Source organism: Chloroflexota bacterium (genome assembly GCA_016875875.1).
Lineage (GTDB): Bacteria > Chloroflexota > Dehalococcoidia > GIF9 > UBA5629 > 9FT-COMBO-48-23.
On the sequence record VGOP01000002.1, the window covers coordinates 108,931 to 121,849 of the forward strand.

The following is a 12,919-nucleotide window of genomic DNA, read 5'->3' on the forward strand; positions in this document are numbered from 1 at the left end:
AATGCCTCCTTTCATAATTCGGGCTAATGCGTAATTCTATTTATTATTTCGTTTCCTTCGACTGCTCACTACCAAAGCTACCAACACGACTCCTAATAATAGGGGGCTAGCATCTGATAGTAAACCTGAACTGCTGCTGGCCTTAGCACAGCCCATTCCCTTACCCGGGGTTGGGGATGTTGGCTCAGGCGCTGGCGTAGTTTCTGGTGCTGGCTCGGCTTCACCTTCAGATAACGTTCCCTTTATAGCGCTGCTTAATGGGTTACCTTTGCTGTCTGCTCCGCCGATGACGTATATTGATTCAGGTGAGGCAGCGGCTGCGGCGACAAACATGACATTTCGCCCCTGGTCCATCTGCGTCGCTTCGCCCCATTGGTCGGCCTCGGAGTTATATACCTGGACAGATGGTTCGGCGTGTCCACCGATAATAAATACGTTTACGTTTGTGTTTGTGCTTACGCGTACGCTCTCTGCTACGGCGGTGCCACCATGGCCGCCACACTTCTTTGGCATATCAGTATTTGTCTCCCATGTGTTGTCAGGCGGGCTCATTGATGCACACATTGTGGCTCCTGTGGATTCAACGCCGCCTATGACCACTATTTTGTTATTGACCACAGAGGCGACGGACATACTTCTGGCTATGGGCATGTCAGCCTTAGGCGTGAAAGTTAAGTTCACCGGGTCAAACTCATATACGTTCTTGTAATAGTATGTGGAACGGATAAACAGTTGCGGTTTGCTGCAACCTCCGAAGAGGTATATCTTTTCTCCGTAGGTCGCTGCGGACATACCCGCAGCAGGGAAAGGTAATTTGGCGATTTTCGCTTGCCAGGTATCAGAAGCGATGTCATAGACATCTACTGTGTCGACTACCTTCAGCTCGGTGTCCGCTCCACCGAAGGTATAGATTTTGCCCTTATACGCAGCAGCGCCGAAGTTGAATCTGCCCTCCGGCAATGGTGCTTTGCTGGTCCACTTGTTAGCTACGGGGTCATAGGCTTCAACTAGCTTACCGGTATATGGTAGAGGGTCCTCTAATCCGCCGATAGTGTAGATGATGTTGTTGATAGTTATGGCAGCGCCGTAACAGCGCGGTTTGGGTAGTGGGGCTACGGGAGTCCAATGTATTTTTATCTTGGGTTCCGATGGTGTTTGTGTAAAGTCAAGGGTGGGTGGTGTTGCTGGTGGTGTCCCTCGTTCGGCGCTGGCTAACGGTTCACCCTGCCCTTCTGGATCGCCCTTGTTATCACGCCCTCCCATCACGTATAGCTTGCCATCGACAGCAGCAACGAAGGCGCCCTCACGAGGAGTGAGCATGCTGGTTCCAGTTACCCACGTTTGCCACTGGTCGCTATATACATCAACCACGGAAGACGTGCTCACCTGCTCATCTCTGCCTCCCATCAGAAAGACCATGTCGTTCGCAGTAGTCCCGAACCAAATGCCGCGTTCCCAGATGACGCATTCTATGCGGCTCCAGGAGTCTGTGGCGGGGTCGTATAGCTGAGCATTGCCGTTGCCGAAGCCGGAGGAACCGCCAAATACCAGTATGCGGTTTTTGAATACTACGGCTGAGGTTCTAGATCTTGGAGTAGGCATGGTTGCTTTCGAGGTGAACTTGCCAGTGGCAGGGTCAAACTCGTAGCAGGCGTTGTAAAAATACTGAGCAGAGAATAAGTCGGTGCTGGCACTACCGCCAAAAAGATAGATTTTATCGCCATAAGCGACAGCCGACATATCTACCGCTGGTTTAGGCAGCTTGGCTATTCCGGCTTTCCACGTGTTCGTGGCGGCATCATAGACATCTACGGTATCCTTGACTTCCTGGTATACATTGGCGCCACCGAATGTGTAAATCTTGCCCTTGTAGGCCGCAGCGGCGAGGTATACCCTACCCTCTGATTTGCGGGCTTCGGCGCTTGGTAGATAGGGTAGAGGAGCCTTAGTAGTCCATTTATCAGTCTTCGGGTTGTAAGCCTCTACTATCGCGCCAGTAACTATGCCTGGCATCTTAATCGGCATATTGCCTCCCGAAGGAGTCACCATCATAAACTCGAAGTCGCCAGGAGGCTCAATTCCGCCTATTGTGTAGATGATGCCATTAATCACCGCGGTTGCCCCGGAATGACGCGGCTTTGACATAGGTGAAATTTGTTCCCATTGGATGGAAACAGCAGGAGCGCCATTTGTTGTGGCAGCTGCGACTGGCTGCACCGCAGAACTAAGTGGAACCAGTGATAAGGCAGTCGCCACCAAGACGATTTTTAAGCATAATTTTCCGATTCTTTTCATTTCACTCTCCTTTATCGTTGTGTATGATAAATGACTTTCAGTAAGGTGTCAATAGGTTTTATGGAGAGCGCAAAGCCTAAAACTTTCGCCTTCTCACAATACTTTCTCTATCCTTAGACGGGTAACAATTCTTCCCTTTGCTTGCCTTCTCTGATAGAATTCTCACTGTTTATTCTAATTCTTTTTTGTCATTAGGTGCGATGTTTCACCAGGTTATGAAGCGATTACCAGTTGTACTGGCTGTGGTGCTGTGCCTTCAGCTTGGCTTTTCAGGTACAGCCAGCTCAGCTGTGGAGAGTCCTGATAGGGTCAAGGAGTTAAATTTCGTTTTTCTTCATGGTGCCGCTGGAAATCCCTGCGGTCCACAGTTTCTGGCTGATGCCATGCTAGAGCAGGTATCTTACTATATTTCTGAATATGAGCAGGCCAATCCCGGCATTAAGGTTAAAGTTGATGTCCTGAACAGATGTTATCCGAACGATGTGGATATCGAAACCTGGGCAAACAACATTGCTGACAGTATCGATAATCACTTCGGTGATAGGGGAAATCTGGTATTGATAGGACATAGTATGGGCGGGAAGGCGGCACTTTATGCGGTAGCCAAGAATATAGATAATCTAGTTGACAGAGTGGCGCTGGTAGTTACAATAAATTGCCCGGTTAAGAATCTGAATAGGTATCAGCTTATTGGTGGTGGGCCATTTGTTGACTATTGTCGGGCTGGGTGGCTGCTACGCCCTGACCATGGGATTTGCGTTTCAGTAGGTGAATATGATAGCTCTGAAGATGGCAAATGGGTAGGACAGAACAAGCATTGGTTAGCTTTCATATCGGGTGAAAACGCACCATTGAGCCCGCAATTTGATTATGGTGGCTTTGACCCTTACCCGCGTGATATGGATGATGGTGCTCTACCGATATCAGCTCAATACTCTGACGGCGCTGATGTAATCTACTACGGCGAGCATGGCCATAGCGACTTCCACGTTATAGAAGGGGTGGCTGATTTTATTGCCGGGGAGATTTTAAAATACATATTCGGTGGGGTTATAGAGTGCTCGGTTTTGGCTAGGGATGGTGGCTTGCAGCATAATGCTGGCTTGCTGTTGGGAACAGACTACTGGCAGGACATCATTGGTGATGTTCTTGGCATTAGCAGCCGACTACGGCATTGGAACCAGTCCTATATTAAGTGGCAGGAATGGGAGGACATATTGGAGTATTACCCTCCGACTTATGAGAAAGACCTGAGGAGCCGTTACGAAGTCAGCCTAAAGAGGTCAGCAGCGATTTTTACCAACATAGAGGAGATGCGTTGGCTTAATCCTGATAATCCGGAAGACTGCCGCCTTTATCTGCGAACCAGAGCTACCCCGGGAAATTATATACAGGTGGACTGGAAAATATATCGGCAGGGGTTGTTGCCCGAGGGAACGAGGCGCGACCATTATGAAATCGAGGTAGTAGCTGGCACGCCTTTGGCTGAAGTCTATCAGGCATCGTGGGCGACCGATAATTCGCGTGACTTGAGGGTGCAGGTGTGGTCACGGGCTGAAAAACCCTTCCGCTGGTTCGAGGCTAAGTGGAGGGTTTATTACAAGGAAAGTCGGCAGAGGAAAGTTATTGGTGAGATAAGTGCATTTCGTTCAGGCTCTGAGCACGGCTCGAGCTTTTAAAAAGTGAAGTAGGCACTCCCGCGTGACCATGCCGACCAACCTGCCCTCTTGTACTACCGGTATCTGGTCTATGTCGTAGTCATCCATCTGCTCGAGCAGGTCTACCGCTGGCTGGTTAGGCTGAGCTGTCTTGAGCCTATCGGCGGGCGTCATTAGGTCACTGATGTGGGTCGAGTCCCAGTGCTTTTCTGGTATCTGTATATCGTTCAGGGTTACGATTCCCTGCAGCTTGCCGTCCTCAATGACTACAAAGCAGTGTTGGCCGGAGTTGATTATATATTCTCGGACCAATCCAAAAGTAAGTTGTTGTTTTATTGGGGTGTAGGCATCGGTCATCATATCATATGCTGTCATGCCGCGGAGAGCGTCGCGTACCAGCGCCTGGCGCCGGCTGGCTGTGGCGGCATCTTCCAGGAACCAGCCGAACACAATCATGAGTACGCCGGCAAACCAATTACCGGGGAGGATAATTGCTATAATACCGGCAGCGATGAACAGGAAACCTATGACTCGCCCGGTCATGGTGGCAATTCTCGTTGCCCGGCTGTAATCCTTCATTGTAAGCTGCAGGATGACTCGTAGAACTCTGCCTCCATCTAGGGGAAAAGCCGGAATAAGGTTAAACAGAGCTATCATAAAGTTGAAAAAGAATAGCAGTTGCATGAATTCACCAGGCATAGAGGTTGTAATACCGGCTAGAGTGTACGAGAGTGCGTAAAATATGCCGGCTATCACAAAGCTGGCCAATAGGCCGGTTACAGACACTAGTATCTCGGGAATCGGCCGGGTGTCCTGTTCAGTTATCCGAGGTGTCCCACCGAATACGTAGAGGGTGGTGCTCTTTACAGGCATCCCTAGCTTGATAGCTACGGCATTTTGGGCTAGGGCACGGGCAAACATGGAGGCGAGAAAAAGGAAGCTAGCAGCTATCCCGTGTGTTATGTTCAGCCATAGCGGGTAGAATCCGTAGAATTGCTGCGCCAGTACTGCTGTTATTAGAATTAGGGCAGGTAACCAGGTGTAGTGCAAACGAACTGGAATTCCAAAGACCTCGCCCAGATTTATATAACGCGGCATGCTGTCTCCTTAAGGTGCATTCCATAGTATAAATGCTGCGGACAAACTAGGCAAGGTATACGGCAGGTTTGACAGCAATTGCTTTGCCACGGTATAAATAGGGAGTCCGACAAATATCGTCAATTCAATACGGAGCACAAGGAGGAAATACATGTGCGATACTATTGTTGCTCTCGGCTCGGCTACCAAAGATGGCGCCACTCTATTTGGCAAGAACAGTGACCGGGAACCTGACGAAGTTCAGAACATAAAAATTTACCCTCGCCAGAAGCATAAAAAGGGTGAAAAGGTAAAATGCACCTATCTGACCATACCGCAAGTTTCTGAAACTGCCAGGGTAATGCTCTGTCAGCCGTTCTGGATGTTCGGAGCTGAGATGGGCGCCAACGAGTATGGCGTGGCTATAGGCAATGAAGCTCTGTTCACGAGAGAGAAACCAGCCCCCACCGGGCTTACGGGCATGGATTTATTGCGCTTGGCTCTGGAACGAAGCCGAACTGCCAAACAGGCGTTGGAGACCATAATTGAGCTATTGGAGAAATATGGGCAAGGCGGCAACTGTGGCTACCGACAAAATTTGCCCTACATGAACAGCTTTCTGATTGCAGGCCATCAAGAGGCCTACGTACTGGAAACGGTAAAATCATGGTGGGCATGGAAACGGGTCAAAGATTTCTGGAGCATATCGAATATAATTTCTCTGGAGGAGGAATTTGATGCCTGCTCACCCGGATTACTCGAGAACGCTGTTAAGAAAGGCTATTGCAAAAGCGAAGCTGACTTTAATTTCCGCAAATGCTATTCCGACAAAATAATAACGTGGGGTGCCAAGGGAGCACCGCGTCAGGCACGTTCCCGTGAAATGCTTTTACAGAAGAAAGGTGTGCTGACCACGGCGGATTTTATGGCTCTTCTCCGTGACCACGGAGGTCATGTTGGTTGGACTCCAGATAAGTCCGGCGGGACTATTTGCATGCATGCAGCCGATAAACTGATACGTCGCAGTCAGTCAGTGTGTTCTATGGTGGCGAAGTTAGGGAAGAAAGCGCAATTCTACTACACCACTGGTGCTGCCGATCCATGTATGAGCCCTTATTATCCGGTTTTCTTTCCTGATACGTTGAATCCTACCGGTTATCTGGATGGGGAGGCAAGTTATGATGCGAAGTCTTTTTGGTGGGAATGCGAAAAGCTGCATCGCCAGGCATTGTGGCATTTCACCGCTGCCCTGAATGCTATTCAGCCCCAGATAAAAAAGTATGAAAAGGAGATGATTTCTTCGGTGGAAAACGGTCGGCTACCGCTGAATCAGGACAATGTCGATAAATACTTTGCCAAAGCCAGGGCTATGGTCAGAAATTGGGGTGCCAAGCTGGATAGGCTGCCGGTGACAAAACCGAGGTGGCTGTTCCGACGCTATTGGCGGAGTTACAATAAGCTCAATGGATTATAAGTGGAAGAGATTAGAGAAATAAACAAAGAGCGCGACCTTAAGAGCAGTGTAGAAGTGATACGGAACTCGTTTAAGACCGTGGCACTTGAATTTGGGCTGAATGAGCGCAATTGTCCTACTCATCCCTCTTTTGTGGCTTTGGATAAATTGTTGGAACTGAAGAAGAAGGCAAGGCTGTTTGGGCTGTTTTTGAATAGTGTGCAGGTTGGTTTTGTGGCCGTGGAAAAGGCCGATGATGCGCTTTACTACATGGATAAACTGGCTGTGCTTCCGGAATATAGGCACAGAGGCTATGGGAGGAAGTTGGTGGGATTCGTTTTGGGCGAAGTTAAAAAACACAAAGGTGAAAAAGTCGCCTTGGGGATGATAGATGAGAGCGCAGTTTTAAAGAACTGGTACCAGCAACTTGGTTTCAAAAAAGTCGGAACAAAGAATTTTGAGCATTTACCCTTCACTGTATGCTTTATGGAAAAGAGCCTATTGCCCTAGCAAGTACAGCATCACGTCGCTGACATTGGTTCCGGTGTTGCCGGTTATGATGAGTGAGCCACCGATTTTCTTAAATAGCGTGTGGCTATCGAACCTGTCGATGTATGCTTTTACGTCTATGCCACGTGAAGTAGCGCTTAGCAGAGTGTTGTTATCCACCATAGCTCCGGCCACATCAGGCAGGTAATCGGAGCCATCTGTACCCACACTGGCTGCTACCCAATAGCCAGGATATGATTTCATTGCCAGCATCGATACAGCAGCATAGTGCTGATTTCTGCCACCTTTGCCGGCATTCTCCGGTAACTTCGGCGTGGTTTCACCACCAATCAGAATGGCATTGTAGCCCTGATATTTACCTTCAAGGATTTCCCCGGCTCTCATATAGGCTGCCTCAGCGGTATCACCTTTCTGCTCTACTGTGACAATAAGAGGTGTAAAATCCAGTTCTGCAGCCTTCTGTGCCATGGCTTCTAGGGCCAGATGGTTATTGCCGATTATGTGATTATGGCAGTTGGTTAGTCTCTTTGGTGTCTCTGGCACCTCGCCGCAGCAGCCCCTTTTCAAGTATGAGAGGACGCTTTGTGGAACACTGGCCGTCAAGTCGTATTTTTCGAGCACGCTGTAAGCGTCCTGAAAGGTTGAACAATCTGGATATGTTGGTCCAGAGGCGATGGTATCAAGGTCGTCTCCGATAACATCGGATATTATCAACGAAACCACTTTTGTTGGTGAATAGAACTCCCCCAACCGGCCACCCTTTGTTCTAGACAAATGCTTTCTTACCGCATTGATTTCATGTATTTCAGCGCCGCACTTCAATAGTAATTCAGTCGTTTTTTGCTTATCTTCAAGGCTTATGCCGTCAACAGGACAGGGCATTAGAGCCGAACCACCGCCGGAAATCAAACATATGACCAGGTCATTGGCATTTATGGAGTACTTGTCTTTTAAAGCCAGCATCTGCTTCATGCCGTTAAAGCCTCTCTTGTCCGGGAGGGGGTGACCGGCTTTTATTATCTTTATCCTCTTCGTTCTGTAACCTCCCCCCTTACAATTGACGATGCCGGTGACGATATTCTTTGCGCCTATAGTGTTTTCCAGTGCTTCTGCCATGAGCCCTGATGCTTTGCCGCCGCCGATAACTAAAATCCTACTCTTGGCGGTATTATATGCGGTGTCTTTCACCTTTAGTGACACGCCTTCTGGATTATAGCTTACGGCTGATTTCATGATAGTTCTGGCCAGAACACGCTCTATGCCAGCCTCGATGATTTTCAGAGCCTGGCGCCTTAATTTGGTTGTGGTCAGCTCATCCCAGTTCTTTACCATCACTTTAACCTATAGAGCAAAAACAGAAAGAGCCTTTTCTGGACCTTAAGTATACGCTGTTCAGTCGGAAAAATTAACAATTTGCGGGCACAGACCTTTAAACCTGTCCGGAACAATCTGTCCTTCTGAGCGAAGCGAACACTCGCTGCACAGATATTGACCTGGAGGATAGTTTGTACTAAAATAGATAGTAGTGCAAGGCATAGCAGTACAAGGCTTGGAAGGAGACTAAGTTGGCTTATGTTCAGCAGCTGCTAAAAGGGCTTATTGACCCCATCATTCTTTCTGTCATCGACCGACTGCCTATGTACGGTTACCAGATCGTCAAGGAATTAGAACGGATAACCGGAGGATACCTTAAACTGAAAAGCGGCACGATTTATCCCTCACTCCTCAGATTGGAGAAGAACGGACTGGTCATGTCCAAGTGGAAACAGGTTACTGAAGGGCGGGGAAGAAGGTATTATCAGATAACGGGGAAGGGACGTCAGTTCCTGGCCAACCGTTCAGATGAATGGCGCGATTTCTGTACCGTGGTTACTAAGCTTATGCAAGGGGCTGATCATGAAAATATGGTCTTGCGCTGGGTGAGACGGCCTCGGCCGACTAGAAATTGAATACCTTTAACTGGAAGGGTGAGAGACAATGGCAGTGAAGGTTGTTACTGACAGTACCTCTGACTTGACGCCTGAGACGGCTGATGAGCTGGGAATCACGGTAGTGCCGCTGAACGTTCATTTTGGCACTGAGGCCTATCGGGATGGCATTGACCTGACGACCGAGGATTTCTACCTTAAGCTGTCGCATTGCAGGGATTTACCGACAACCTCAGCTCCTGCCCCGGGAACTTTCGCTGAGGTCTATGACAAACTGGCCAAAGAAACAGATGAAATCCTGGCTATTACTATTTCCTCGAAGCTCAGTGCTACCTATAAAGCGGCGATTGATGGTAAAGAGCTGAGGAAGAGTAAAGCTCGGCTTGAGATAATCGATTCTCTATCGGCGATTGCCGGGTTGGGGCTAATTGTCATATCGGCGGCCAAGGCAGCTAAGGCGGGTGCTAGTTTTGATGAGGTGATTGATGCTGTCTGTAGCAGCATGAATCGGGTGGACTTTCGCATGGCTTTTGACACGTTGGAGTATTTGAGAAGGGGTGGGCGTATTGGTACTGCGCAGGCATTTCTGGGCTCGGCGCTGAAAGTGAATCCCATCCTCACCATAAGAGGCGGTCTTACTGAAGGGGTTGCCAGAGTTCGCTGCAGGGCCAAGGCGATTGACTATCTATGTAACTTTGCTATGAGTTTCCCCGATATTGAAGAGATAGCTATAGAAGATGCTACCACGCCGGAGGAAGCTGAGATTTTGGCCGAGCGGCTTTGTTTCAGATTTGTCACTGAGCGCATCTACTGGATGAAGGTAAGCCCGGTTATAGGCACTCATGTTGGCCCGCATGTCCTCGGGGTAGGCGTGCTGCCGAAGCAGTAAACATCAAATCAGCCCGTGTCGTGCCTTATCCCGGAATTCGCCAATCTCGATTGACTCCTCTTTACCCGCCACCATAGCCACACGAGGAACATCAATGTGGCCAATCCCACTAGAGTCATGCCGGCTGGGTTGTCTTTGCGGCTGGCATCGAACTCCTGTATCGGAGTGAGTAGGATAAAAAAGCTTAGAGGGCCAGCGGCCAGCGCTAGTTGGTGCATCCCTGTCCATGCCGCTCCGTTGCCGGACATCCACATCATTCCCCAGATAATCAGAGCTACTAAGCCGAGGCCAGTTAGTATGGTAAGGCAGGGGGGCAACGTTGTGTGTGGAAGCCCCCAGAATACTATGAAGAATGCGATGGTTCCCAAGAAGCCGGTAAGCCAGAACCAAAAAGGATGCCTTTGACTTATGACCTTAGGGGCAAAGGGCTGGCTGGGCAGGCGCCAGGCGAGGAGAACTAATGCTGCAACGATTACCAACATTAGAATATAATGAGCGGTGGGTGGTCTATATGCTGTCAGAAAGAAGTAGCCAAGTGTAACATCTGCCGCCAAAATGATTGGAAGGATAATAAAACCCTTCCGCCCCACCCACGCCTCGTTGCGCCTGTTGAAAAATATCAGCTCTGCCAACAGGATGGGGATCACGATGCTAATAAAAGTATGATAGAGTGTCACCTGAACGCTCCACACCCAGTTAACGCCTGCCCATCGTCCGTAAGAGCCGAGGATGCCAAGGTCAACCCAGTTGGGGTCGAAGAAGCTCTTGACCATCAGGCCTTCTTCGACGATGCCGTAGGCAGCACCTAGGGCGAGCAGGCTAGCCCAACCCTTTCGCCAGTGAATTGTCAGTTCACGGGCTAAGATGGCTCCGCTGCCGTAGAGGGTAGTCAAAAGCGCAAATCCGACGGGACTAAAGAATTCAACCGGGGGAGCTGACCCCGAAAGCAGCTCCGCTATCGCCGGAGCCAGGAAGAAAAGTATCACCGCTGGCAACAATTTTTTCACTCTACTGCCTCTGATCGGCCCCAGCTAAACCATTGATGGTGTTAATGAGTAAGGTAAACTCTCGGGCGTATTCGTCTCTGTCTAGGCGGTCAAGGTAACTCAGGCTCTTATCTTTTTTTCTCAGTAGTGTCAGTATATCTTCAGGACTTTTCCCGGCTTTGGTTGCAGCGCTAACAATCTTGTGCCAGTCGATGAGTTTTTGCCTATGAGACTTCAATCTTTCGCCCCCGCTGTCATAGCAGCCGAAGTGACCATAGCACAGCTTTTGAGGTTCAAGAGCGATGAGCTTACCTATGGAAGACAGGTTCTCTTCCAGTTTGAAGGGTGGTGGTGTTGTCGGTCTGACAATGCCCTCAATACAGACCCCAGCCGCTTCACCAGCTATTAACACCCCATTTGCCCTATCGAAAATGCTTAAGTGGTGAGGGGCATGTCCGGGTGTAAGATATATCTCCAGCGTCAGACCTCGGCCTAAGTCGAGCTTCATTTGGTCTGTGGCGACGATAATCCTGTGCTCAGGTACTGGCTCAATCTCACCGTATTCAATCGCGGTCTCACCCAAGGTTTTGAGGCTAGCCTGCCACAGTATTTTGGGGTCAACCAGATGTGGGATGGCTCGACTATGAGCCAGGACTTTAGCCTTGCTCATTTCTCTTAGTGCTGTTCCGGCTCCGCCGGCATGGTCCATGTGGATATGTGTCAGTATGATGTAATCTATTTCACTGGGGCTAAGATTGAGTTCTGCTAAGGCGTGGAGCAAATTAGGTATGGCTGCTTTCGGCCCGACATCGATGATGGCATTTTTTTCACCGCAGAACAGATAGGCTCCTATGAATTTCCCGTATCCCGGTATCGGCGGCTGGAGATTTAGTAACTTGAGATTGGGCGTGATAGTGTGTATTTCCATTTAAGTTCTCTTCGTTTCCAGCAACTGTATATTCTCAGTGTTTGTTACCTATATTCTATGAGGGACTCATGGCAGCTTTGAGCTTTTGGATGAATTCCTGCCGTTTCCGCTCATTGCTGATTATCTGTAGCTTGAGCTTTTTACAGGTCTGCGGGCAGTCCTTGTAGGTAATACCGAGTATTTGATGGATAGCCTCATCGTTTTGTTTTCTGTTGTTAGAAGTGACCTGAATGCCAGCCTCGTCGAAGATTTCCTTAAGATGACGAAAATAGCAAGACATAGAATATTACATCCCTTCCAGAAGGCGACTCTGCGCTTAAATCCTAACACGTTAAAGCCAGGCATCTCAAGCTTTTGTGAATTACTGTCGGGAGTTGCCCTGTTTTATTCACAAATGTAGGGACAGACCTGAAGGTCTGTCCCTACATTATGGTTCTTGTTGACCGGACAAGTCGGTGGTGTTAGAATCTGAAATATAGTGGAACCTGCCTTAATTTACGGCTGCGATGCCCCGATTCTGGCATCGTCATTTTGAGTCTAGTAAGAATGAAAATGGGAAAAGTGGTACAAGACAATGCTGTCATGATAATCAGGCTGGAGCTTGGCCCCTTTGGCACGAATGCCTATATAGTAGTATGTCAGGCAACCAGGGACAGCGTAGTGGTGGATGTACCTGGCGAAGCTGATGAGATTTTAAGACAACTGGCAAATACCAATCCCGAATATATCCTGATAACCCATAATCATTTTGACCACATCGTGGCACTTGATGAGTTAAAGACTAAGCTCAAGGTTCCCGTAGCAGTTCATCCTCTAGATGCTGGCGGGCTGCCGTCTAGTCCGGATATCGAGCTTAATGACGGCGACACCATAGAAGTAGGCAAGCTTAAAATCAAAGTATTACACACGCCAGGGCATACACCGGGAAGCCTGTGCTTTTTAAGAGGCAGATATTTGATATCTGGAGATACCATTTTCCCCGGTGGTCCGGGTAAAACTGGGACACCGGCTGGCTTCAAGCAGATACTGAAGTCTATAGAAAGCAAGCTCTTTGTCTTAGCTGATGATACTGAAGTATATCCCGGCCATGGTGAGGCCACCGTATTAGGTAAGGAAAAGAAAGAATTTGCTATCTTCTCTTCGAAGCCGCATGACGCTAACCTGTGCGGTGATGTTCTCTGGCTATCGTCATAGA

12 protein-coding genes are annotated in these 12,919 nt (G+C 48.9%); 6 read left to right on the forward strand and 6 right to left on the reverse strand.

Going from position 1 to position 12,919, the window contains the following annotated elements:
- Positions 1–36: 36 nt before the first annotated feature.
- Entirely contained in the window at positions 37–2,295 is a 2,259-nt protein-coding gene (locus FJ023_01975) for a hypothetical protein (protein MBM4446106.1), read from the reverse strand.
- A 215-nt stretch (positions 2,296–2,510) separates the two neighbouring features.
- Here FJ023_01975 and FJ023_01980 point away from each other — a divergent pair, with 215 nt between their 5' ends.
- Positions 2,511–3,974 (forward strand): alpha/beta hydrolase, encoded by a 1,464-nt coding sequence (locus FJ023_01980; protein ID MBM4446107.1) that lies wholly within the window; start codon positions 2,511–2,513, stop codon positions 3,972–3,974.
- Here the strand turns inward: FJ023_01980 and FJ023_01985 are convergent.
- Positions 3,945–5,051 (reverse strand): CBS domain-containing protein, encoded by a 1,107-nt coding sequence (locus FJ023_01985; GenBank protein MBM4446108.1) that lies wholly within the window; start codon positions 5,049–5,051, stop codon positions 3,945–3,947. The genes FJ023_01980 and FJ023_01985 overlap by 30 nt on opposite strands.
- Positions 5,052–5,202: 151 nt before the next feature.
- Here FJ023_01985 and FJ023_01990 point away from each other — a divergent pair, with 151 nt between their 5' ends.
- Entirely contained in the window at positions 5,203–6,504 is a 1,302-nt protein-coding gene (locus tag FJ023_01990; protein ID MBM4446109.1) for a peptidase U34, read from the forward strand.
- The gene (locus FJ023_01995) at positions 6,505–6,993 is read left to right on the forward strand and encodes a GNAT family N-acetyltransferase (GenBank protein MBM4446110.1); all 489 of its coding nucleotides are present in this window, start codon (positions 6,505–6,507) and stop codon (positions 6,991–6,993) included.
- On the opposite strand, the gene FJ023_02000 is transcribed toward FJ023_01995, so the two are convergent.
- Positions 6,982–8,325, reverse strand: coding sequence for a DUF4147 domain-containing protein (locus tag FJ023_02000; protein MBM4446111.1), 1,344 nt, complete (start codon positions 8,323–8,325; stop codon positions 6,982–6,984). The genes FJ023_01995 and FJ023_02000 overlap by 12 nt on opposite strands.
- Positions 8,326–8,558: 233 nt before the next feature.
- Between FJ023_02000 and FJ023_02005 the strand changes: the two genes are divergently transcribed.
- Positions 8,559–8,942, forward strand: a complete 384-nt coding sequence (locus FJ023_02005; protein MBM4446112.1) for a PadR family transcriptional regulator — start codon at positions 8,559–8,561, stop codon at positions 8,940–8,942.
- A 28-nt stretch (positions 8,943–8,970) separates the two neighbouring features.
- Positions 8,971–9,810, forward strand: coding sequence for a DegV family protein (locus tag FJ023_02010; GenBank protein ID MBM4446113.1), 840 nt, complete (start codon positions 8,971–8,973; stop codon positions 9,808–9,810).
- An 8-nt stretch (positions 9,811–9,818) separates the two neighbouring features.
- Here FJ023_02010 and FJ023_02015 read toward each other — a convergent pair whose 3' ends face one another.
- From FJ023_02015 to FJ023_02025, 3 genes are read right to left on the reverse strand one after another with little or no spacing between them, the layout of a single operon-like run.
- A complete protein-coding gene (locus FJ023_02015; GenBank protein MBM4446114.1) occupies positions 9,819–10,817 on the reverse strand; it encodes a hypothetical protein in 999 nt (332 codons plus the stop codon).
- 1 nt (position 10,818) lies between these two features.
- Positions 10,819–11,724 carry an MBL fold metallo-hydrolase gene (locus FJ023_02020; protein MBM4446115.1) on the reverse strand — a complete coding sequence of 302 codons (906 nt, stop codon included), beginning with the start codon at positions 11,722–11,724 and terminating at the stop codon, positions 10,819–10,821.
- 55 nt (positions 11,725–11,779) lie between these two features.
- Entirely contained in the window at positions 11,780–12,004 is a 225-nt protein-coding gene (locus FJ023_02025) for a hypothetical protein (GenBank protein MBM4446116.1), read from the reverse strand.
- 266 nt (positions 12,005–12,270) lie between these two features.
- Here FJ023_02025 and FJ023_02030 point away from each other — a divergent pair, with 266 nt between their 5' ends.
- Entirely contained in the window at positions 12,271–12,918 is a 648-nt protein-coding gene (locus FJ023_02030; GenBank protein MBM4446117.1) for an MBL fold metallo-hydrolase, read from the forward strand.
- Position 12,919 lies beyond the last annotated feature (1 nt).